This is a genomic window from Sphingomonas sp. 8AM (genome assembly GCF_902506455.1).
In the GTDB taxonomy this organism is placed as follows: domain Bacteria; phylum Pseudomonadota; class Alphaproteobacteria; order Sphingomonadales; family Sphingomonadaceae; genus Sphingomonas.
The window spans coordinates 73,371-95,372 of sequence record NZ_LR733844.1 but is presented as its reverse complement, the minus strand read 5'-3'; the positions used below and the strand labels follow the sequence as shown (position 1 = coordinate 95,372).

23 protein-coding genes are annotated in these 22,002 nt (G+C 68.8%); 7 read left to right on the top strand and 16 right to left on the bottom strand.

Annotation, left to right across the window (positions count from 1 at the left end; translation table 11 throughout):
- Nucleotides 1–158: 158 nt before the first annotated feature.
- On the top strand, nucleotides 159–1,718 hold the full coding sequence (locus BACI71_RS00510) for a glycoside hydrolase family 43 protein (RefSeq protein WP_201297265.1): 1,560 nt from the start codon (nucleotides 159–161) through the stop codon (nucleotides 1,716–1,718).
- 237 nt (nucleotides 1,719–1,955) lie between these two features.
- Complete coding sequence (locus BACI71_RS00505) at nucleotides 1,956–2,117, top strand: DUF1674 domain-containing protein (protein ID WP_159753584.1); 162 nt, start codon at nucleotides 1,956–1,958, stop codon at nucleotides 2,115–2,117.
- A gap of 26 nt (nucleotides 2,118–2,143) precedes the next feature.
- Here BACI71_RS00505 and BACI71_RS00500 read toward each other — a convergent pair whose 3' ends face one another.
- The 7 genes from BACI71_RS00500 to BACI71_RS00470 all read right to left on the bottom strand — a co-directional run bounded on the left by BACI71_RS00500 (nucleotide 2,144) and on the right by BACI71_RS00470 (nucleotide 8,644).
- Nucleotides 2,144–2,803 (bottom strand): GIN domain-containing protein, encoded by a 660-nt coding sequence (locus BACI71_RS00500; RefSeq protein WP_159753582.1) that lies wholly within the window; start codon nucleotides 2,801–2,803, stop codon nucleotides 2,144–2,146.
- Complete coding sequence (locus tag BACI71_RS00495; RefSeq protein ID WP_159753580.1) at nucleotides 2,791–3,501, bottom strand: head GIN domain-containing protein; 711 nt, start codon at nucleotides 3,499–3,501, stop codon at nucleotides 2,791–2,793. Before BACI71_RS00495 ends, BACI71_RS00500 begins: the two co-directional genes overlap by 13 nt.
- Before the next feature lie 113 nt (nucleotides 3,502–3,614).
- The gene (locus tag BACI71_RS00490) at nucleotides 3,615–4,148 is read right to left on the bottom strand and encodes a CarD family transcriptional regulator (RefSeq protein ID WP_022684772.1); all 534 of its coding nucleotides are present in this window, start codon (nucleotides 4,146–4,148) and stop codon (nucleotides 3,615–3,617) included.
- 195 nt (nucleotides 4,149–4,343) lie between these two features.
- Nucleotides 4,344–5,333, bottom strand: coding sequence for a proline iminopeptidase-family hydrolase (locus BACI71_RS00485; protein ID WP_159753578.1), 990 nt, complete (start codon nucleotides 5,331–5,333; stop codon nucleotides 4,344–4,346).
- A gap of 5 nt (nucleotides 5,334–5,338) precedes the next feature.
- Nucleotides 5,339–5,680, bottom strand: coding sequence for a ferredoxin FdxA (gene fdxA / locus BACI71_RS00480; RefSeq protein ID WP_159753576.1), 342 nt, complete (start codon nucleotides 5,678–5,680; stop codon nucleotides 5,339–5,341).
- A gap of 55 nt (nucleotides 5,681–5,735) precedes the next feature.
- On the bottom strand, nucleotides 5,736–6,032 hold the full coding sequence (locus BACI71_RS00475; RefSeq protein ID WP_236552749.1) for an RNA-binding S4 domain-containing protein: 297 nt from the start codon (nucleotides 6,030–6,032) through the stop codon (nucleotides 5,736–5,738).
- Nucleotides 6,029–8,644, bottom strand: a complete 2,616-nt coding sequence (locus BACI71_RS00470) for a helicase-related protein (protein WP_159753573.1) — start codon at nucleotides 8,642–8,644, stop codon at nucleotides 6,029–6,031. The genes BACI71_RS00475 and BACI71_RS00470 overlap by 4 nt, the downstream gene beginning before the upstream one ends.
- A gap of 208 nt (nucleotides 8,645–8,852) precedes the next feature.
- On the opposite strand from BACI71_RS00470, the gene BACI71_RS00465 reads away from it, so the two are divergent.
- The gene (locus tag BACI71_RS00465) at nucleotides 8,853–10,313 is read left to right on the top strand and encodes a M23 family metallopeptidase (RefSeq protein ID WP_159753570.1); all 1,461 of its coding nucleotides are present in this window, start codon (nucleotides 8,853–8,855) and stop codon (nucleotides 10,311–10,313) included.
- 40 nt (nucleotides 10,314–10,353) lie between these two features.
- Nucleotides 10,354–10,761 (top strand): DUF1489 family protein, encoded by a 408-nt coding sequence (locus BACI71_RS00460; RefSeq protein WP_159753567.1) that lies wholly within the window; start codon nucleotides 10,354–10,356, stop codon nucleotides 10,759–10,761.
- A 111-nt stretch (nucleotides 10,762–10,872) separates the two neighbouring features.
- On the opposite strand, the gene BACI71_RS00455 is transcribed toward BACI71_RS00460, so the two are convergent.
- The 3 genes from BACI71_RS00455 to BACI71_RS00445 all read right to left on the bottom strand — a co-directional run bounded on the left by BACI71_RS00455 (nucleotide 10,873) and on the right by BACI71_RS00445 (nucleotide 13,535).
- Entirely contained in the window at nucleotides 10,873–11,781 is a 909-nt protein-coding gene (locus tag BACI71_RS00455) for a prephenate/arogenate dehydrogenase family protein (protein ID WP_159753564.1), read from the bottom strand.
- A complete protein-coding gene (gene hisC, locus BACI71_RS00450; RefSeq protein WP_443018442.1) occupies nucleotides 11,781–12,896 on the bottom strand; it encodes a histidinol-phosphate transaminase in 1,116 nt (371 codons plus the stop codon). Before hisC ends, BACI71_RS00455 begins: the two co-directional genes overlap by 1 nt.
- Nucleotides 12,897–12,980: 84 nt before the next feature.
- Nucleotides 12,981–13,535, bottom strand: coding sequence for a hypothetical protein (locus BACI71_RS00445; protein WP_159753560.1), 555 nt, complete (start codon nucleotides 13,533–13,535; stop codon nucleotides 12,981–12,983).
- A 235-nt stretch (nucleotides 13,536–13,770) separates the two neighbouring features.
- Between BACI71_RS00445 and metX the strand changes: the two genes are divergently transcribed.
- The 3 genes from metX to BACI71_RS00430 are packed head-to-tail and all read left to right on the top strand — an operon-like array spanning nucleotide 13,771 to nucleotide 15,931.
- Nucleotides 13,771–14,901 carry a homoserine O-acetyltransferase MetX gene (metX, locus tag BACI71_RS00440; protein WP_159753558.1) on the top strand — a complete coding sequence of 377 codons (1,131 nt, stop codon included), beginning with the start codon at nucleotides 13,771–13,773 and terminating at the stop codon, nucleotides 14,899–14,901.
- A complete protein-coding gene (gene metW / locus BACI71_RS00435) occupies nucleotides 14,898–15,509 on the top strand; it encodes a methionine biosynthesis protein MetW (protein ID WP_159753556.1) in 612 nt (203 codons plus the stop codon). The genes metX and metW overlap by 4 nt, the downstream gene beginning before the upstream one ends.
- A gap of 23 nt (nucleotides 15,510–15,532) precedes the next feature.
- Nucleotides 15,533–15,931, top strand: coding sequence for a response regulator (locus BACI71_RS00430; protein WP_159753554.1), 399 nt, complete (start codon nucleotides 15,533–15,535; stop codon nucleotides 15,929–15,931).
- A 51-nt stretch (nucleotides 15,932–15,982) separates the two neighbouring features.
- On the opposite strand, the gene BACI71_RS00425 is transcribed toward BACI71_RS00430, so the two are convergent.
- From BACI71_RS00425 to BACI71_RS00400, 6 genes are read right to left on the bottom strand one after another with little or no spacing between them, the layout of a single operon-like run.
- Nucleotides 15,983–17,521 (bottom strand): sensor histidine kinase, encoded by a 1,539-nt coding sequence (locus BACI71_RS00425; protein ID WP_443018441.1) that lies wholly within the window; start codon nucleotides 17,519–17,521, stop codon nucleotides 15,983–15,985.
- Nucleotides 17,522–17,535: 14 nt separating this feature from the next.
- A complete protein-coding gene (gene ssb / locus BACI71_RS00420) occupies nucleotides 17,536–18,126 on the bottom strand; it encodes a single-stranded DNA-binding protein (protein WP_159753552.1) in 591 nt (196 codons plus the stop codon).
- 9 nt (nucleotides 18,127–18,135) lie between these two features.
- Entirely contained in the window at nucleotides 18,136–19,986 is a 1,851-nt protein-coding gene (gene feoB, locus BACI71_RS00415) for a ferrous iron transporter B (protein WP_159753550.1), read from the bottom strand.
- Between the two features lie 22 nt (nucleotides 19,987–20,008).
- Nucleotides 20,009–20,272 (bottom strand): FeoA family protein, encoded by a 264-nt coding sequence (locus tag BACI71_RS00410; protein ID WP_159753548.1) that lies wholly within the window; start codon nucleotides 20,270–20,272, stop codon nucleotides 20,009–20,011.
- Between the two features lie 60 nt (nucleotides 20,273–20,332).
- A complete protein-coding gene (locus BACI71_RS00405; protein ID WP_159753545.1) occupies nucleotides 20,333–21,016 on the bottom strand; it encodes a COQ9 family protein in 684 nt (227 codons plus the stop codon).
- Nucleotides 21,013–21,930 carry a DMT family transporter gene (locus BACI71_RS00400; RefSeq protein WP_159753542.1) on the bottom strand — a complete coding sequence of 306 codons (918 nt, stop codon included), beginning with the start codon at nucleotides 21,928–21,930 and terminating at the stop codon, nucleotides 21,013–21,015. The genes BACI71_RS00405 and BACI71_RS00400 overlap by 4 nt, the downstream gene beginning before the upstream one ends.
- Nucleotides 21,931–22,002 lie beyond the last annotated feature (72 nt).

Sequence of the window (22,002 nt, the reverse complement as noted above, 5' to 3'; positions counted from 1 at the left end):
GGTCGTAACAAGGGGATGCAATCCCGGTTTATATCAAAGTTCATCTTAGCTGTGACCAATTGGCCACACACCCTTTCATGTGTGCGGCAGCATTTCATCCGCAGCGCTGAAACAGTCGTTTGCGGTATACTATCAGACAAGTTCCGGAGGGATGGAGAATGTTGGCGAGCACACCGCTGTTGCTGCGATGCATCACTTTTGCGAGTGCGCTGGCGCTTGCCGTGCCTGCCAACGTCGGCGCGCAGGTGTGGCGGAGCGATCGTGGCGACGGCCGCTATGCCAATCCTCTGCTCAACGCCGATTATCCCGACCCCGACATCATCCGCGTCGGCGCGGATTTCTACTTCGCGAGCACCACCTTTGCGAACGCGCCGGGACTGACGCTGCTGCATTCGCGCGATCTGGTGAACTGGGACATCGTGTCGCACCTCCTGCCCCGACTGGACGGGTCACCGAAGTTCGACATGACGGATGGCGGGTCGTACCGGCACGGCATCTACGCCCCCAGCCTGCGCTATCGCGACGGCGTCTTCTATGTCGCGGTCACGCCGGTCGGGCAGCACACGCGGATCTACCGCGCACGCGATCCGAAGGGACCGTGGACCCATGTGACGCTCGACCGCGCCGCCTTCGACCCGGCGCTGTTCTTCGACGATGACGGTGCGGTCTATCTCGCGACGTCGATCGGCAGCGACGGGACAATCACGCTTCACACGCTCGATCACGATTTGACGCGGATCACCGCTTCGCGCGTCATCTATTACAACAAGGGCGCGGAGGGCTCGAAGCTTATCAAGCGCCGCGGCTATTATTATCTGTTCAACGCTATCCCCGGCAAATTGGCGCTGACCGTTTCGCGCGCGCGCACGCTCGATGGTCCGTGGGAGACGCGCGCCCAGATCGACGACACGACCGGCGGCCACCAGGGCGCGCTGGTCGATCTGCCCGGCGGCGGCTGGTACGGGTTCGTGATGCGCGATTCAGGGCCGATCGGCCGCGTCACGAACATCAGCCCGGTGTTCTGGCGGGACGACTGGCCGGTCTGGGGCACGCCCGATGCCCCCGGTCGCGTGCCCGACATAGCGCGCAAGCCGATCGCCGGGCAGCCGTTCGCCGAACCGCCCTCCAGCGACGATTTCGCCGCGCGCACGCTTGGCCGGCAATGGCAGTGGAACCACAATCCGCTCGACCATCTCTGGTCGCTCGCGGAGCGCCCCGGCTGGCTCCGGCTCCACGCCGCGCCCGGCGATCAGTTGTGGTGGGCGCGCAACACGCTCGTCCAGAAAGGTCAGGCCCCACGCGCGCGCGGCGAGATGCTGATCGACACGCGCCGGTTGAAACGCGGCGATGTCTGCGGGTTCGGCACGCTTGGCAAGTTCAGCGCGCAACTGTCGGTACGCGGCGGGACGAACACGCTGACAATGCGCGTGACGGAGGATCGCAAGGACGGTCCTGACGTCGACGTCCGCGTGCCGGCGCAGCGCTTTCGTGGCACCCGTCTGTGGCTGCGCGCCGACATGGACTTTCCCGCAAAAACCGCCACGCTGTCCTACAGCGAGGACGGCCGCCGCTTCACGCCGGTCGGGGGAACGGTGCCGCTGGCGTTCGACTGGCAGACGGGCACGTTTCAGGGAGTCCAGTTCGCGCTGTCCTGCTACAATGCCGCCGGCAATGGCGGTTGGCTGGACGTGGACCGGTTCACGCTGTCGGCGTACTAGAGTCTGAGTCATCTGAGCGGAGTCGATCGGGGATTCACACGGCGCTGGAAGTCTGATTCAAGGTGCTGGCCGTGCGGAGGTCGGCAGGTGTGGGTCGAGCCTATTCGGATGATTTGCGTGAGCGGGCGGGCGGGCGTCAGCCACGCGCAATCTGCTGCAAGCGGCTCGGGTTGAAGGCGGTCATGGCGCTGCATATGTGCCGGAGCGCACGCCGGATCAATCGGAAGGACCGTCGCGATGGGCAAGCGCCCCGACCATGTAAAGCCGCCCGCGCACCTCAGCCCCAACACGCCGGTGCCCGACCCAGAACCAATCAAACGGCCGCAGGAGGATCCGCTCGGCCGCGATCCGGTGCGGTTCGGCGATTGGGAGCTGAAAGGGATCGCGGTCGATTTCTGACCAAGGCGGGGTCGGCACCGACCATGCTAGCAGCGGATGTTGGTCGGTCGTGCCGCGCGGATCGTGCATTGCGGGCGACCGGCGATCGTAACCTGCGCGTCCGGTCCGGCGGAAATCTGCGCAACGCTGCGCGCGGCGGCGCGGACGATCAGGTCGCCGGCCGCCTGAACCATGGTGCGCTCGGATGCGAGCGCTGCGGCGTCGATAATGCCGGGGCCGTTGCCGGCGAGCCGCGTCTCGGTGGCCCGGCCGGCTGCCGTGATGGTTCCCTCCCCGACAAGCGTGGCGTCGAAGCGCTCGGCATCGACCCGCCCGATCAAGATGCTGCCCGTCCCGGCCGTCGAGACGGTCACCCGCGCGCCGCGCAGCACGTCGATGCGCACCGTCGTGGCTGAAAAGAGCGCAATTGTGTCAAGGCGCGGCGTGGCGACGACGAGATCGGCGTTCTTCGCTGTGCCGCGTGGCGCGCGGATCGTCAGCGTGTTGCCATCGACACGCAATTCCAGCGCATCAAGTGTTGCGCGATCCGCAGCGGTGCCGCGGACGCCGTTGCCACCGCCGGTCACCACGTGGACCGTGACGGGGGCTTCGATGCGGAGCCGTTCGATGCTGCCCACCGGCCAGCGCCGCTCGGCGGCGTGCGCCGGCGATGCGAACAACGTGGCGAGCGCGATCAGCCCCCGCACCGCACCGAGCCCGAGCCCACCTTGCGCACGGTGCAGCGCGCGCCGCTGCCGAGATCGACATCGCCCGAGCCGACGAGCGCGACGGATGCCGGCCCGCGCACGGTTGCGCGGATATTGCCCGAGCCAGCCGACTTGATCGCCGCTTCGCGCGCGACCAGTGCGCCAGCCTCGACGTTGCCAGAGCCGGCGAGATTGAGCGAGAGCTGGCCGGTTTGTCCGGCGGCGGCGATGTTGCCCGATCCGGCAAGCGAGAGGCCGAGCGACTCGGTGGCGACCTGCACGACCCGCAGGTTGCCCGATCCCGCGAGCTTGGCATCGAAGCGGCTGCCGCGGACCTGATCGACGGTAAGATCGCCCGAACCGTCGAGCGCGGCGGCGGTCAGCGCCGGGAGCGTGACGTAGACGCGGGCGTTGCCGCGCGCGCCGCTCCAGCGGCGCGACACGATCAGCCGATCACCGTCGCGCGAGATCGTCAGCTTTGCGAGGATTTGCGGGTCACCCTCGGCGCGCACCGAGAAGTTGCCGCCGACGCGGACGTCGACATCGTCGCTGCCCGCCAGCCTGATGGCGGTGAAGTCGCGCACGTCATAGGTCCGCGTGGCGCCGGACCCGTGCGCCGGTACCTCCGCGCCCTCGATGTTGCCATTGTTGCCGCATGCGACCAGTGGCAGCAGCGCCGCGAGCATCATCGACCGCATCGTCCGTTTCCCGTTGTGTGTTGCTTCAATAATACACAACCTGGGGGTGCACAAACGAAAAGAGGCGACCGTCGCCGGCCGCCCCTTCTGCACGCAACAGGGGGGATGCCGCGTCAGGCGGGCACCTTGTCCTTGTTGTAGATCGCCGCGGCCTTGCGGAGGATGTCGAGGATCTTCTCCTGCGCGGCCGGCTCGTCGATCTGCTCCATCGCGGCGAGTTCGCGCGCGAGGCGGCTGCACGCGCCCTCGAAGATCTGCCGTTCGGAATAGCTCTGCTCGGGCTGGTCGTCGGCGCGGAACAGGTCGCGGACCACCTCGGCGATCGACGCGAGGTCGCCCGAATTGATCTTCGCCTCATATTCCTGCGCACGGCGCGACCACATGGTGCGCTTCACCTTGGGCTTGCCCTTGAGCGTCTCCATCGCCTCGCGCATCGTCTTGTCCGACGACAGCTTGCGCATGCCGACCGACTCGGCCTTGTTGGTGGGGACGCGGAGCGTCATGCGCTCCTTCTCGAATCGCAGGACGTACAGCTCGAGCTGCATTCCGGCGATTTCCTGTTTCTGCAACTCGATGACGCGCCCGACGCCGTGCTTGGGGTAAACGACATAATCGCCGACATCGAAATGCAGAGCCTTGGCAGCCATAGGTGGCCTTTCCAATGTTGTGGCCCCAACGGACCCGACCGTGGCGCAAGCGCCGCGTTGCTGGTCGGACCGGGGCAAAAAGGTTGGACGTCTCCGGCGGACGCTAAGGAAGCGCCCGTGCCGGACGTATATAACCCAACCGCAATAAAATTTCCAGCCTGTTTAGGGCAGCGACGCTGACGGGCCGGAACTTTCTTACAACGGATGCGTGTCGTGACGTGCCAGCCACGCGCGCAGGATGCCGACCGTCTCGGCGGGACGGTCGCTGAGCGTCCCATGCGCAGCGCCGGGGATCACCGCCATCTCCGCCCCGCCCGGCAAGCGCGCCGCAAAGCCGAGCGCGGTAACCGGGCGCGCCTCGTCATACTGGCCCACCATGAACAGCGTGCGCGCACCGTCCAGCTTCGCGAGCAGCGGGGTGCCGTCGTAATCGCGCAACGTGCCGGTCGAGACGAACTCGCTCTTGCCCCACATCGTCTCGTAGAGCCGTTGATTCGACCCGCGATTGCCCGGTGCGCGTGCCGCCGCACGCAGCGCGGAGGGTGCGTCCTCGCGGCGGTTATAGTGGCGGTAGAAGACGTCGGTCGCCGAATCACAGGCAGCAGATGCGGGCGGCGAGACACCTTCGCACGCGAGCAGCGTGTCGCGTGCCGCGACGGGGAGTGCGGCGCGCAGCGCGTCGGCGTCGGCGAGCCAGGCTTTGGTGGCGATCAACGGGCCGCCGAGGACGGTGCTGACCAGTTCAGCCGGCCGCCGCGCGGCATATTCGAGTGCGATCGTTCCGCCCCAGCTGATGCCACAGACGTGCCAATGCGGGACGGCGAGCCCGCGACGGATCGCCTCCAGTTCGTCGACGAAGCGCGGCACGCGCCAGTTGCCGGGATCCTGCGGCCAGTCCGACCGGCCGCTGTCGAGCTGGTCGTAGAGGATCACTGCGCGTTCGTCGGCGAGTGCGAGCGCGTCGAGCATCCCGGTGTGGGTGCCACCAGGGCCACCGTGGATCAGGACCAGCGGCGGGCGTGGGCCATTCAGGTCACCGTTGATGCGGACGTAGACGCGACCGCCGGGGACCGCGATCATCGCCTCACGATCGGGCGGCGGGTAGCTGGCGTCTCGCGCGAGCGCGGGCAGCGGCACCAGCGCCGCGGCACCGCCGGCCAGCAGCGCGCGGCGCGACAGCCGCATCCGCGTCAGTCGCCCTTGCCGGGCTCGGGCGAGAAGAATTTGTCGTACTTGCCCTCGGCGCCCTTGTGCTCGTCGGCGTCAGCCGGGGTCTGGTCGAGCTTGCGCGTGACGTTGGGCCATTGCGCCGAGAAGGTGTTGTTCAGCTCAAGCCATTGCTCCAGCCCGCTTTCGGTGTCGGGAAGGATCGCCTCGGCCGGGCATTCGGGCTCGCACACGCCGCAGTCGATACACTCCGACGGGTTGATGACGAGCATGTTCTCGCCCTCATAGAAGCAGTCGACCGGACATACTTCCACGCAGTCCATATACTTGCAGCGGATGCAGGCGTCGGTGACGACATAGGTCATGGTCGGCTAATTCCTCACTTCTCGCGCGCCGCTTTCGCGCCGTCGGTGTCGCGCGTCAACGCTCTGGTGACGAAACCGGCTCAGACAGGGCCAGTTCCTGATAACAACCCTGCGCTTCCGGGGCGGGGCCGCGGCGGGCCGGCAACGCCTCGACGCGCAGCACGCGCACGCGGCCGGCATGGAAGAAGGTCAGGATGTTGCCGACGCGGACCGGCGCGTGCGCGCGGTCGACCGCGCGGCCGTCGATACGGAAGTGCCCGTCGCAGGCGAGCGCCTGCGCGACGTCGCGGGTCTTGGCGAGCCGCGCGAACCAAAGATAGCGGTCGAGCCGCATCGTCGCGTCGGTGGTCATCGCCCCATCAATCCGGCGAGCGCGGCAAAGGCATTGGCCGGGTCGGGCGCGGCAACCCTGGCGCGCGCGCGGCCCCGCCAGACGTAATGCGGGGCCGCATCGGGCCCGGTGACCGGGCGGAAGCCGAGTTCGGCCATCAATCGCGCAACGGTCGCGGGTTCGAGCCCGATCGACACCGCCAGCGCCGGGTCGGGCGCGAAGGGGGTACGGCCGTTCGCGCCGCGGGCGTCATGCGCGGCGCGCGCGACGCGGTCGACAAGGTCGATCCGCACCGCCTGCCCGCCGAGCGCGCGATAGCCCATCAGCGGCACTGCGCCCGGCGCACCACGCGGGAGGGTCGTCGCGCCCATCGGGGGGGCAGCCGGGGGCGGTGTGCCGTGCGCAGCAAGCAGTGCGCGCCGCCACGTCTGGGCGGCGGGCTTGAGCAATCGTGGATCGAACAGGTCGAGCGCGCCGATCGTGATCCGCTGCCGCCGCAGCCATTGCCGCTGGCCGGGCGCCAGCGCCTCGATCGCCTCGCGTAGCGGCAGGCGTTGCGCGAAGCCCGCGCCGGCCTCCATCGCTGCGGCAATGCTGCGCAGCGCGGGACCAGCCTCGGCGGCGCGCGTCGCCTCCGATAAAGCGGCGAGCGCCGGAAGCGCGCGGGCGATCGTGGCAGCGGTCCAGAGCCGCAGGCGCTCGACCACGCGATTACGCAGCGGGGGATCAAGGCAGTCGAGTGCTTCGTCCAGCACGACCTGCGGACGCGCGAGCGACGTGCCGCGCGCCAGCCGGGCGACGACCAGGGCATTCCCTTCATAGGGTGCCTCTTCACAGCCGTTCGTGCCGAGCTGGTCGAGGCACGGGTCCGGTGGCCCGCCCTTCGACAGGCTCAGCCCGAACGGTGTGGGTGGGGCGAGTTTGCCCGAGAAATGGTCAAGCCCGGCGACCGTGATCGTTCCGTCTTCGCCAAGCGCAAACTGCGCATCGTCGCTGGCGATCAGTGCCTCCGCCCGTCGGCGACGCTCGCCCGCCAGCCGCTTCTCGGCGGTGGCGAGCAGCAGGCGCTTGTCGTGCGCGCGCGCATCAGGGGCGACGACGAAGCGGAAGCCGTCCAGCTGCCCGATCGTGTGTGTGTCGATCGTCACCTCGCCCTGCGCGTCGATCTCGACCGGCAGCGCGCCGACCCCGCCGCCGATCTTCCTGGCGAGCGCGGTGGTACGCTTGTCGACGAAGCGCTGCGTCAGGCTGAGGTGGAGCGCGTCGGACAACCGCGCCTCGATCTCGAGCGTGCGCGCCGCCCAGGTCTGCGGATCGGCGAGCCAGTCGGGGCGCTGCGCGATATAGGCCCAGCTACGGATCGCCGCGATGCGGCCGGCGATCGTCTCGACATCACCCTCGGTGCGGTCGAGCCGCGCGACCTCGTCGGCGAACCATTGGTGCGGGATATAGCCTTGCGCGAGATAGCCGAAGACGCGCCCGACGAAGCGCGCGTGCGGATCGAGCCCGAGCTTGGCAAAGTCCGGGATGCCGCACGCCGCCCATAGCCGCGCGACATTGCCGCGCGCGCGGTCGCGGACGCCGGGTTCCTCCGCGAGCCGCTTGAGGATCCTGAGATCGAGCGCCTCGGGGGCGGCGCGCAAGGCGAGGTCGTCGGGGCGCTCCGACAGGCTGGCGACCAAAGCGTCGATGCTCGACAGATCGGGGGTGCCGTTGCGCCAGTAGAGCCAGTCGAGTCGCGGGAAGCGATGCCCCTCGATCGCGGCGACTTCCTCGGGCTCGAAGGCGTCGGGGCCTTCCTCGGTCAGCGCGCCGAACGTGCCGTCGCGCTGATGCCGCCCGGCGCGGCCGGCGATCTGCGCCATCTCCGATACGCGCAGCCGGCGGCGTTGCTGGCCGTCGAACTTGTGGAGCCCGGCGAAGGCGACATGCCCGACGTCGAGGTTGAGCCCCATGCCGATCGCGTCGGTCGCGACGAGATAATCGACCTCGCCGTTCTGGAACATCGCGACCTGCGCATTGCGGGTGCGCGGGGAGAGCGCCCCCATCACCACCGCGGCGCCGCCGCGCAGCCGCCGCAGCATCTCGGCGGTCGCATAGACTTCCTCGGCGGAGAAGGCGACGATCGCCGAGCGACGCGGCAACCGCGACAGCTTCTTCGCGCCAGCGAAGCTGAGCGTCGAGAAGCGCGGGCGCTCGACGATCTCGATCCCCGGCACCAGCGCGCGCAGCACCGGACGCAGCGACTCGGAGCCGAGGATCATCGTCTCCTCACGACCGCGCGCGCGCAGGATGCGATCGGTGAAGACGTGCCCGCGCTCGCGATCGCTGCCGAGCTGCGCCTCGTCGAGCGCGACGAAGGCGACGTCCTGCTGCAACGGCATGCTCTCGGCGGTGCACAGGAACCAGCGCGCGTCCTTCGGGACGATCCGCTCCTCGCCGGTGATCAGCGCGACGCGATCGGCGCCCTTGATCGCGACGACGCGGTCATAGACCTCCCGCGCCAGGAGTCGGAGCGGGAAGCCGATCATCCCACTGGAATGCGCGCACATCCGCTCGATCGCGAGATGGGTCTTGCCGGTGTTGGTCGGACCCAGCACGGCCGTAACGCGGGGTCGGTCGAAAGCCACCATGACCTGCCTTACATCGGGTGCGCGGCGCGGGGATGCAATCGCTGCATGTCAGGCGCCTCCGGTTCGCCGTCCCAGATCAACGCTCCACCGCAGCGCGACGCTCCGACGTGGGCGGTTAATTTGACTTTAGCGAATCACGTCCACAACGCTGCCCCTGACGCAGGTCGCTTCGGCGGCGTGCTTTTTCGAGAGCGGGGCAGAAGCCGGCGTGTTCTTGCGCGAGCAACAGGGGCTGGAATGGGCGGGTGCGGGCGCGGGCGTGCCCGGCCGGGTCGTTCTGCCGTCCGACGATCGCGCGTGGCTGCACCGCGCGCGTGCCGCGGCGCGCGAGGCCGACTGGGTGCCCGATCTCGGCCGCGACATCGGCAGCCGGACATGGTGGCGCGGGCTGGCGACGTGCACCGCCTTGTGCGCGGGCGCGTGGTTCCTGTCGCCGGGCTTTCAGCCGTTGATCGGGGCGAGCGCACCGGTGATGGGCGAGGCGGCGTTCGAGGAAGCGCGGACGCAGTCGTTCGCACCGCTCGCGCTGGGCGCGACGACCGGGCGGCGGATGGCGGCGGGGGCGCTGGTGCGCCCGTTGAGCGAAACGCCCGAACGTCCGCAGATCGAGCTGACCGCTGCGCTTGGCGACGGCGACACGCTGGCGGGCACCTTGCAGCGCGCCGGGGTGGGCGGCGGCGAGGCGGCGCGGGTGGCGTCGCTGGTCGGCAGCGCGACGCTGCGTCCGGGGACGTTGCTGTCGCTGACACTCGGGCGGCGACCGACCAAATTCCAGCCGCGCCCGCTCGAAAAGCTCGATTTCCGCGCCGCGTTCGATCTTAACATGACGGTGCTGCGCGCGGGCGAGGGGCTGACGGTGCTGCGCCGCCCGATCGCGATCGACCGCACCCCGCTGCACGTCCGCGGGATCGTCGGCGCGAGCCTGTATCGCTCGGCGCGCGCAGCGGGGGTGCCGGCGCGGGTGGTCGAGAATTACCTCAAGGCGCTCGGCGCACACATGCCGATCGAGCGGATCGATCCGAGCGATACATTCGACATCGTCGCCGACCAGCAGCGTGCCGCGACCGGCGAGGTCGAGGTCGGACAGCTGCAATATGCCGGGCTCGATCAGGGCCGGCAGAAGGTGACGCTGGTGCGCTGGGGCGCCCGCGACGGCGAAGACGGCGGCACGCTGATGGACCCGGGCGGGCAGGTCGAGCGGCGCGGGACGATGGGGATGCCGGTCGCCGGGCGCGTCACCTCGACGTTCGGGATGCGGATGCACCCGCTGCTCGGCTTCATGCGGATGCACAAGGGCACCGATATCGGCGCGCCCTATGGCAGCCCGATCTATGCCGCGATGGACGGCGTGGTGCAGTTGGCGGGGCGCGCGGGCGGCTATGGCAATTTCGTCAAGCTGGCGCACGCCGGCGGGCTGACGACCGGCTATGGCCATATGAGCCGGTTCGCGGTGCGCGCGGGCATGCGCGTCGCGCGCGGGCAGGTGATCGGCTATGTCGGGTCGACCGGCATCTCGACCGGACCGCACCTCCACTGGGAAGTGTGGCAGAACGGGCGGCCGGTGAATCCGCGCAGCATCTCGATGAGCAGCCTGCAGACGCTGCCCGTCGCGACGATCCGTGCGATGAAGGCGAAGATGGCGCAGCTGCTCGAGACGCCGCTGCGCTGATCTTGCGGGCGGCGTGCTGCCGACCCACATCGCTGTTTCCATGCCGCTTCATCTCACCAAGGTCGCGTTCGGCGCGGCGAGCGTCGACCTGCTTGCCGAACGGTTGCAGGCGCGTGCCGCCGCCGGACCGGTCTTCCTGACCACGCGCTACCTGCCCAAGCGGCATGAGGAAGTGGCGGGGCAGGGGTCGCTGTTCTGGATCATCAAGCACCAATTGGTCGCGCGCTCGCCGATCCTGTCGTTCGCCGAGGCCGAGGGCGGGCGGGTGGCGATCCATATCGACCCCGCGTTGCGGCTGGTGCTGGCGCAGCCGCGGCGGGCGCATCAGGGTTGGCGTTATCTGGAGGCGGGCGATGCGCCGGTCGATCTGGATGGCGATGTAGCGGACGGGCTGGCCGCGATGCCGCCGGTGCTGATGGGAAAGCTGAGCGAGCTGGGGCTGATTTGAGCCTTGTCCGTCATTCCCGCGCTGGCGGGAATCCAGACGCGCAGGTCCGTCGATAGTGTCGAAACGGCAGAGGTTCTGGATCCCGCCTCCGCGGGGATGACGAAAGGTAGGTCAGTCGTGCTTGCGGCCGAAATCCGCCGCGGCGTCGTCCTGGCCCTGATCGACGATCGACCGCCGGATCGCGCGGGTGCGCGCAAAGCGGTCGTGGAGCGCGTCGCCGTCGTCCCAGCGGATCGCGCGCTGTAGCTGGCTGAGATCCTCACTGAAGCGCTGCAGCATCTCCAGCACCGCTTCCTTGTTCGACAGGAACACGTCGCGCCACATCACCGGGTCCGACGCCGCGATGCGCGTGAAATCACGGAACCCGCCAGCGGAGAATTTTATGACCTCCGACTGCGTCACCTGTTGCAGATCATCGGCGGTCCCGACGATCGTATAGGCGATCAGGTGCGGCAGATGGCTGGTGACGGCGAGGACGAGATCGTGGTGATCGGGCGCCATCCGCTCGACGTCCGCGCCGAGCCGCCGCCAGAAATCCTCGACGCGGATCGTCGCCGCCTCGTCGCTGTCAGGAAGCGGGGTGACGATGCACCAGCGGCGGCGGAACAGCGTCGCAAAGCCCGCCTCCGGCCCGCTCTGCTCGGTGCCGGCGACCGGATGCGCGGGGACGACGCGCTCGGGCGGGAGCACCGCCGACAGCGCCTGCGCGACCGACGCCTTGCAGCTTCCCACGTCGCTGACGATCGCGTCGGCGGGCAGATCGGCGGTGATCTCGGCGGCGACCGCGCCCATCGCGCCGACCGGCACGCACAGGATCACCAGATCGGCGTCAGTGACCGCTGCGCCGGCATGATCGGTGATGTCGTCGAGCAGGTCGATGCGGCGCGCGGTCTCGCGCACGCTTGCGTCGGCGTCATGCCCGGTCAGCCGCACGGTCGGCATATATTGCCGCACCGCGCGCGCGATCGAGGAGCCGATCAGCCCGAGGCCGATGATCGAGACACGCGCGAACGGCAGCATCAGCCGCGCTCGATACCCTTATCGGGCGCGGTGGCATGCGCCGGAGCCGCCCCACGCTCGACCAGATTGCGCAGCGCCGCGGCGACACCGCGCGTCTCGTCCTCGGTGCCGATCGTGATCCGCAGCCCCTGCGCGAGCCCCTGACCCGGCAGCCAGCGGACGATATAGCCCGCGTCCATCAGCCCCTTGTAGGCGGTCTCCGCGGTCAGTTCGCCCTCGAATACCACCAGCACGAAGTTCGCCTCGCTGGGGATCGCACGCAGCCCGGCATTGCCGAGCTTGGCGATTTCCTCCGCGAACCACGCCCGCCACTCGGCATTATGCGCGCGGGTATGTTCGACGAAGGCGCGGTCCTCGATCGCGGCGACTGCGGCCCGCTGCCCGCCGATCGTGATGTTGAATGGCAGGCGGATGCGGTGCAGCGCCTGCACGATCTCCTCGTGGGCATAGCCCCAGCCGATCCGTTCGGCAGCGAGGCCGTGAATTTTCGAGAAGGTGCGCGTCACCAGCACGTTACGCGCGGTCTTCGCCAGTGCCAGCCCGCCATCGTCGTCGTGATCGGCAAGATATTCGGCATACGCCTGATCGAGCACCAGCAACACGTTGCCGGGCAGGCTGGCGTGGAGCCGCGCGATCTCGGCGGCGGGCGCGAAGGTGCCGGTCGGATTGTTCGGGTTGGCGACATAGACGACGCGCGTGCGCTCGGTCACGCAGGCGAGGATCGCGTCGACGTCGGTCGCATAGTCATGGTCGGGCGCGATCACCGGGGTCGCACCGACCCGCCGCGTCGCGATCTCATACACCGCGAAGCCGTAACGAACGAAGATCACCTCGTCGCCGGGCCCGGCGAACGCGCCCGCAGCGAGGTGGAGGATCTCGTCCGAACCGTTGCCGTAGATGATCCGGGCGGCGTCGAGCCCGAAGCGTCCCGCAATCGCCTCGCGCACGATCGCGCCGCTGGCATCGGGATAGCGCTCCAGCGTGTCGGCCGCCGAGGCATAGGCCGCGCGCGCGGCGGGCGAGGTGCCGAGCGGGTTCTCGTTCGACGACAATTTGGCGACGGTGCGACCGTCGTCGGTGGTCGAGCGCCCCGGGATGTACGGGGCGATATCCATGATCCAGGGCTTGGGAGCGGGCGCGTTCGTCATGGTCGACGCGGGTAGCGCGCGCGGGGCGTCGGGGGAAGGGGGCGGGTGCGCCTAGAGCGGCGCGTCGGGCTTGTAGCCGACCTCGGCGATCACGCTGCCGTCGGGGTTTCTGCCCTCCCGAAACAACGCGTTGACCTTCTGGCGTTGCGCCCAGGTGAGCGTGTCCCAGTCCTCGCGGTCGGTGCCGGGATGGCGTTCGCCGCTGCGCTCCTTGCGACGGGGGGTGCTCGCCGTCTGCGAGCGGGCGCGATCTTCCTGATGCGCCTTCAGCGCGTCGTCCAGCTCGCCGGCTTCCACCGCCTGCTCCAGCTTGTCGAGGAACACCGCGAACATCGCCTCGGGCAGGTGGTTGGTCGCCGATCCGTTGAGCGGCAGCGCGCCGCCGGGCAGCCTGACGGTGAACGCGACGATGCCGTTCTGGATCTGCCACCAGCGGCCGCCCGCTTTGGCGGTGCCGGGCGTGCGTTCCGCATATTGTTCCCGCGTGCGCTGGATGCCGTCGAGCAGCGGGCGGCGCACTTTGGCGGGGTCGTCGGGCTTGACCGCAAATGCCTCGGCGAGACCTTCGTTGTCGATGAAGCCGGCGAGTGAATCCAGTAATCCCATATGGCCTCCATGCCCTTGAATCCGCGCTAGGCAGCACTCCTTACAGATTAGTCAACACGGCCGACGAACCGCGCAACATGGATTTGGAAGCCGGCGGATGAGCAGGAACGGTGCGGCTCCGGCGCTCGCTCCCGCGTCGTTCGACGCGCTGCCCTACTTGCGGGTCACGCCCGGCGGCGCGGACGCAGACGTGTCTCGACACCCCGGCCGCGCCGCGGGTAAAGGCGGCGGTTCCATGCTCACCACGCCTTCCTCGCTCGATCAGCGGTTCGGCCTGTCGCGCCGCGTCGTGTTGCCCGGGCCGCTCCGGCTCGATGGCGGCGCGCTGCTCGCGCCGGTCGAGATCGCCTATGAAACCTATGGCACGCTGGCGGCGGACGGCGGCAATGCAATGCTGGTCTGCCATGCGCTGACCGGCGACCAGCATCTGGCGAGCGCGCACCCGCGGACCGGCAAGCCGGGCTGGTGGCAGCGGATGGTCGGGCCGGGCAAGCCGATCGACACCGATCGTTATTTCGTGATCTGCACCAACGTGCTTGGCTCGTGCATGGGCTCGACCGGTCCGGCGAGCGTCGATCCGTCGACCGGCCGTCCCTATGCGATGGCATTTCCGGTCATCACGATCCGCGACATGGTGCGCGCGCAGGCGCTGCTGCTCGATCATCTCGGCGTCGCGAAGCTGATGGCGGTGGTCGGCGGGTCGATGGGCGGGATGCAGGCGCTCAGCTGGGCGGCGACCTTCCCCGAGCGGGTCGAGAAGTGCGTCGCGATCGCCTCGACCGCGCGGCATTCGGCGCAGAACATCGCCTTCCACGAGGTCGGGCGGCAGGCGGTGATGGCAGATCCCAACTGGCGTGGTGGCGACTATTACGACGGCGATCCGCCCGCCGCCGGGCTGGCGGTGGCGCGGATGGCGGCGCACATCACCTATCTGTCCGAGGCGGGGCTGACCGAGAAGTTCGGACGCCGCCTGCAGGCGCGCGCGCAGAAGTCGTTCGGGTTCGACGCCGATTTCCAGGTCGAAAGTTATTTGCGACATCAGGGGCTGGCGTTCACCGACCGGTTCGATGCCAACAGCTATCTCTACATCACCCGCGCGCTCGATTACTTCGATCTGGCCGAGGAGCATGGCGGATTGCTCGCCAACGCCTTCCGCGGCACTGCAACCCGCTTCTGCCTTGTCAGCTTCGACACCGACTGGCTGTACCCGACGACCGAGTCGCGCAGCATCGTTCATGCCTTGATGGCGGCGGGCGCGCCGGCGAGCTTCGTCGAGCTGTCGAGCCCGTTCGGGCATGACGCGTTCCTGCTCGACTCACCGGAACTCGATCGCGTCATTCGCGGCTTCCTGAGTGCCGGGCGATGAGCTTGCGACCCGATCTGGCGATCATCGCCGCGCATCTACCCGCCGGGGCGCGGGCGCTTGATGTCGGATGCGGCGACGGCGAGTTGATGGCGGCGCTACGCGACGAACGCGGCGTAGACGTGCGCGGGCTGGAGCTGGAACCCGGCAACGTCGCGGCAGCGGTCGGGCGCGGGCTGTCGGTGATCCAGGGCGATGCCGATACCGATCTTGCCGGCTACCCCGACCAGAGCTTCGACTATGCGATCCTCAGCCAGACGCTGCAGACCGCGCGCGCGCCCGATCGCGTGCTCGACGAGCTGCTGCGGATCGGACGGTTCGCGTTCGTCAGCTTCCCCAATTTCGCGCATTGGCGGGTGCGGCTGTCGCTGTTGTGGGGCGGGCGGATGCCGGTGACGCGGCTGCTGCCCGAACGCTGGTACGACACGCCCAACATCCACCACCTGACCATCGACGATTTTCGCGCGCATCTCGCCGAGCGCGGGGTGATCGTGGAGGGGGCGTGGTTCCTGTCGGGCGACAAGCAGACCGGCGGGGCGGCGGCTAACTTCCTTGCCGAGCACGCGATCTTCCTGCTGCGCCGGGAACAAAGCAAAGTTGATCGCGGTTAAGTCGCCGTGAACGGATGTGCGCCATGAACCCGACGGCCCTGATCGTCGAAGACGAGATTTTCGTTGCGCTCGATCTCGAACGCATTCTGGAAGACGCGGGCTACCATGTCGCGGCGATCGCCGCCGACGCTGCGACGGCAATCGAGGCAGCGCCCGGCTGCCGCTTCGCCTTCGTCGACGTCAATCTGCGCGATGGGCCGACCGGACCCGATATCGCAGCGCGGATCGCGCGTGACCATGGGGTCAAGGTGGTGTTCGTCACCGCCAATCCCGGGCAAATCACCAATCGCGACACTGCGCTGGGCTATGTCCGCAAACCGTTTAACGAGGAGGCGATCCTTGCCGCGGCTCGTACGGCGGCGCAGGCGGACGAAGGCGGGGTGGAGTGCATCGACTTTGTGCGCTGGACCTCGGCTGTCTGAACGAAGCCCTGCGGGGCATGCCGGCCGATCGGGCGAGCGGCCGGATTGAGACTAGCGGCTGAACGCCACCTGCGGCACGCGCGCCGTCACCTCCAGCCCGTCGGCGTGCCAGTCGCGTGTCACGGTTCCGCCCAGCTGGCGCGATGCGCTCATCTCGATCAGCTGCGAGCCGAACCCGGCGCGGGCGGGCGCCCCGGCGAGCGTCGGGCCGCCGCGCTCGCACCAATGCAGCACGACGTCCGGCGCGTCGATCGCGATCCTCACCGCTACGCCACCCTCGGCGACTGACAGCGCGCCATATTTGCTCGCGTTGGTCGCCAGCTCGTGGAAGATCAGCGCCAGCGGGGTGGCGGCGCGGTCGTCGACGGTGACATCGTCACCCGTGATCCGGATCCGCTCACCGGCACGCGCCTGATAGGGGGAGAACAGCTCCGCGAGCAGCCCGTGGAGGCTGTCCTGCCGCACCGTCGGGCGCGACTGGTCGCTGTGCGGACGAACGAAATCGTGCGCGCGGCCCAGCGCGGTGATCCGCTGCCGCAACTCGCCGAGTAGCCCGGCCAGCTCCGGATGCGTGCGTCCGGTCAGATGCACGAGGCCCGCCACTACCGAGAAGATGTTCTTGATGCGGTGGCTCAGCTCCTGGCTGATGATCTCGCGCTGTTCCAACGCAATGCGTTGTTCGTGAATATCGGTGCAGGTGCCGAACCAGCGCGTGATCGCGTCGTCGGCATCGCGGATCGGCAGCGCGCGGCCGAGCACCCAGCGATAGCTGCCGTCATGGTGGCGCAGGCGATATTCGATCTCGTACGGATCACCGGTCTCGAGTGACTGCCGCCACGCCGCCCAGGCGCGCAGCTGGTCGTCGGGGTGGAACACGCCGTTCCACGCCTCGCCGTCGGTCGATCCCGCCGGTACGCCGGTGAAGGCGTACCAGCGCGCGTTATAATAATCGTGGAAGCCGTCAGGCAGCGTCGACCACACCATCTGCGGCATCGTGTCGGCGAGCACGCGGAAACGCGTTTCGCTCTCCGCTGCCTCGGCCTGCGCCGCCCGCGACACCGCATGATCGCGCGAGCCGTGGATGCGCGCCATCACCGATCCGGCAAGAATGCGCAGCCCCTCCGCCTGGAAGGCGGTCAGTCCCTCCGGCCGCGGAACGGTGTCGAGGATGCACAGCGCGCCGAGCGGGACGCCGCCGTCGGTCACCAGCGGCGCGCCGGCATAGAAACGCACGCCGGGATCGTTGAGCAGCGGATTGTCCGCGAAGCGCGGGTCCTGTGTCGCGTCGGTGACGATCATGAGATCGTCCTGCCACATCGCGTGCGCGCAGAAGGACATGTCGCGCGGCGTCCCGGCCAGCGCGGTGCCGGTGGCGGAGAGGAACGTCTGCTCCTCCTCTTCCACCAGCGACACCAGCGAGATCGGCGCGGCGCACAGCTGCGCCGCGAAGTCGGTGATCTGCTTGAGCGCTGCGGCACGGTGCAGCGGCACCAGATCGAGCGCATCGACGGCGGCACGCCGCTCCCGCTCGTCAACCGACCGGGCGTCGACGACGGTTCCGGCTGGCCGGCTGGAGGAGGAAGCGTTCACGCGAGCGACCGAACCTAGAACGGTACGTCGTCGTCGAGGTCGTCCGCGAAGCCGCCACCGTAATTGCCGCCGCCACTGCTGCGCGATCCACCGCCCGCGCCGCCGCCGCCAGTGCTGCTGCCGCCGCTGCCGCCACGCGAACCGCCGCCGCCGCTGCGCGCGCCGCCGTAGCCGCCTCCGCCGCCGAAATCGTCTGCGCCGCCGCCGAAGTCGTCACGAACACCACTGCCGCCACCGCCGCCGGCGTTCCCGCCCGGGCCGTCGAGCATCGTCAGCACCGAGTTGAAGCCCTGCAGCACGATCTCGGTGCTGTACTTGTCGTTGCCCTGCTGGTCTTGCCACTTACGCGTCTGGAGCTGGCCCTCGATATAGACCTTGCTGCCCTTGCGCAGGAACCGCTCGGCGACGTTCGCCAGCCCTTCGTTGAAGATCGCGACCGAATGCCATTCGGTCTTTTCCTTCTTCTCGCCGGTGTTGCGATCCTTCCACGACTCTGACGTCGCGATGCGGAGATTCACGACCTTGCCGCCGTTCTGGAACGAGCGCGACTCGGGATCGCGCCCGAGATTGCCAACGAGAATGACCTTGTTAACGCTGCCTGCCATGAAGCCCTCTTAGAGACCGGCGAACGTCGCCAGCCAAAACGTGATTCCGGCCATGACATAGGCGGTCACGAACAGATAAGCCAACATGAACACCGGCCATTTCCAGCCGTTCGTCTCGCGCCGCGTCACTGCGATTGTGCTGATGCACTGCGGAGCGAACACGAACCACATCAGGAAGGCGAGCGCGGTCGGCAACGACCAGCGTCCGCGCAGGTTATCGACGAGGCTCTTCGCGCCATTCTCGTCTTCGGTGTCGTCGATCGCGTAGGCGGTGCCGATCGCCGCGACCGCGACCTCGCGCGCGGCCATCGCCGGGATCAGTGCGAGCGCGATGTCGTGGTTGAAGCCGATCGGACGCACGACGACCTCCAGCCCGCTCGCGATCCGCCCGGCGATCGAATATTCGACCTGTTTCTGCCCGGCGGGCGCCTGCGGGAAGCTGAGCAGCGCCCACAGCACGACGGTGGTCAGCGCGATCGTGGTGCCCGCCCGCTTCAGGAAGATCGCCGCGCGGCTCCACAGCCCGATCGCGACATCATGGAGGCGCGGCATCTGGTACTTGGGCATCTCCATCATAAAGCCAGAGCTTTCGCCCTTGGTGACGGTGCGGCGGAGCAGCAGTGCGGCCACGAACGCGCCGCCGATCCCCATCAGGTAGAGACCGAGCAGCACCAGCCCCTGCAACCCGACGAACGGCAGCACCTGCCGCGCCGGAATGAACGCGCCGATGATGATCGTATAGACCGGCAGCCGCGCCGAACAGGTCATCAGCGGCGCAATCAGGATCGTGGTCAGCCGGTCCTTCTCGTCGTCGATCGTGCGCGTGGCCATGATCCCGGGCACTGCGCAGGCAAAGCTGGACAGCAGCGGGATGAACGCGCGCCCCGACAGTCCGACCCCGGCCATCAACCGGTCCATCAGGAACGCGGCGCGAACCATATAGCCAGACGCCTCAAGCACGAGGATGAACAGGAACAGGATCAGGATCTGCGGCAGGAAGACGACCACCGCGCCGACCCCGGCGATCACGCCGTCGGTAAGCAACGAGCGCAGGAAACCGTCGGGCATCATGCCCTTGATCGCGGCCTCCAGCGCCTTGAAGCCGTCCTCGATCCAGCTGATCGGCGCCTCGGACCAGCTGAACACCGCCTGGAACATCACGAACAGCAAGGCGACGAGCAGGATCGGGCCGAACACCGGATGCAGCGCGACACTGTCGAGTGCATGGTGCCAGCGGCGCGTCGGCGTCTCGCTGATCGTCGCGGCCTGCGACAGTGCGCGGGCGCGACGTTGCAGCGTGCGGATGTCCTCGACCGGAACCGCGGGTGCGGCCGGCGCGGCGGGTGCGCCGATCAAGGTGGTCAGCGTCGCCCGCAACGCGTCGATCCCGCGGCGGCGCACCGCGACGGTTGGAACGACCGGTACGCCCAGCGCGCGCTCCAGCACCGTCGGGTCGAGCACCAGCCCGTCGCGTTCGGCGAGGTCGACCATGTTGAGCGCGATCACCACTGGCAGTCCGAGCGCGATCAGCTGCATCGCAAAGCGCAGGTGGTTGTCGAGATTGGCGGCGTCGAGCACTACGACCAGCGCGTCCGGACGCCGCTCGCCGCTCTGCGCGCCAAGCAGCACGTCGCGCGTCACGCGCTCGTCGGGGGAAGAGGGTTCGAGGCTGTACGCACCGGGCAGGTCGACCAGCTCGACCGGGCGACCGTCATCGAGTGCAAGCCGGCCCGAGTGGCGTTCGACGGTAACGCCGGGATAATTGCCGACCTTTTGCCGCGCGCCGGTCAGCGCGTTGAACAGCGCGCTTTTGCCGGCATTCGGATTGCCGACCATCGCAACCAGCGGGGGCATTTCCATCACGCGTCGCGCCGGTGGCGCGTCACTCGGCCGCCAGCGGCTCGACCGAGACGCGGATTGCGCCGGCCACCGGGCGGCGCAGCGCGACCGTCATCCGTCCGATCCGGCACGCGACCGGCCCGGCACCCAGCCGCGCGCGGTGCAGCACCTGCACCGGAACCCCCGAATCAAACCCCAGCTCGCGCAGCCGCCGCGCTTCCGGCGTGGCGAGTCGCGACCAGTCGATGTCGTCGACGATGGCGGCCTGATGCCGCGGAAGCGTTTCGAGGCTGATGGGCGTGGTCACCAGGCCTCTATAAGCACAATGAGATTGATTATCAATTCGCCATTGGCCCGATCTGGTGCTTCAAACGACCGGATAGCGCAGCCGGCCGACGAACCGGCTGAGGCTAGGGCGATGCTGCGTGCGGCGGGTGAATTGCGCCTTGGCCTTTTCGAACCGCATGATCCCGTCGATCCGCCGCGCGAGGAAGGCACGCGTGTCCGCCTGCTCCTCGCTGTCGTCGTCGAGGAAGACGGTGGTGGTGGCGGCATAGACCGCCAGCAGTATCGCGCGCTTCGTGTAATGATTGTAATCGGTCGCCGTGTCGCCTGCGAGCCGCCACATCGCATCGACGCTGCGCCAGCCGAGTCGCGCGGCGGCGGCAACGTTGACGGGCAGCGCGAGGATCGCGCGTGCGCGGCGCAGCGCCTCCCGTTCCGGAGCCAGCACGGCGAGCCGCGCCTCGACCAGCGCGGTGATGCGCTCGCGGATCTTCATCGCCGCGAGCGTCGCCGGGGGCAGCGCCGCGGCCATCCCGGCATCCACGTGCCCGAACCATGCGTCGATCATCGCGACCGCCCCGTCGGCAAAGGCGAGCCGCGCGACATCGCGGTCGATGCCCTGTTGCTCGGCGGCGAGATCGCGAGCGGTGTCGCCCCAGCCATCGAACGCCGCATTGGCGGCGATCGCGGGCGCGAGGCGCGCGCGCACCTCGTCCAGCGTCAGGTCTTCCGGCGTCAGGTCTTCCGGCGTCAGATCCTCGGTCATTGCATTTCCTCCGGCACCGGATTGGCGGGTGGCGGCGCTTTAGCAGCGCGCCGCGTGTCGCGCACCAGCACCAATGCCGCAGCGATCATCGCGATCCCCACGAAATCGGGCGCGGCGAGCGCTTCGTCGAAATGCGCCCAGCCGATCGTCGCCGCCACCGCAGGCTGAATGAGAAGCGCCAGCCCGATCACCAGCGGCGGGAGCCGGCCAAGCGCATAGATCATGCAGCCTTGCCCGAGCAGCTGGCACACCAGCGCCAGCGCGAGCAGCGGCGTCCAGTGCTGCGGCATGATCTTCTCGCCGAGGATCAGTGCATAGCCGAGCAACGGGAGCAACGAGGCGAGCGACGACAGCGCCAGCGCCGGCCACGGGGCGAGCGCGCGCCGCACGTCGGACATCAGGATGAAGTACAGCGCGTAGAGCACGCCCGCGACGATGCACAGCAGGTCGCCCGCGAGATGCCGCGGGTCGAGCTGGTAGGACCGCCCCATCAACAGCGCGGCTCCGGCGGCGGCCAGCAACAGCGCGATGCCCTGCATCCGCGTCGGCCACGCGCGCGCGACGAGGAACCCCCAGAGCGGGAACAGGAAGGTCGCCGAATTGCCGAGCAACGTGGCGTTGGCCATCGTGGTGTGGAGGATGCCGAGGTGCCACGTCCCGAGATCGGCGGCGAAGGCAAGGCCGGCCAGTGCGACGAACAGCCACACGCGCCGGGACGGCGCGGCGGCGGACTTGCGGGTGGCGAGCGCGATCGCCGCGAGCACCGGCACCGCCAGCGCCATCCGCCAGAACGCCGCGGCGACCGGCCCGGTATCCGCGACGCGGACGAACAGCGGCCCGAACGCGAGCGCCGCGTTCGCGACGATCACCGCGACGAGCGCGGGCGCGGTGCTGGTGGGGGCGGGGCCGGTCATGATGTTCCTGTGAGGATCGTCATTGCGAGCGAAGCGAAGCAATCCGGGGCGTCCTGGTCCGGATCTTAATTG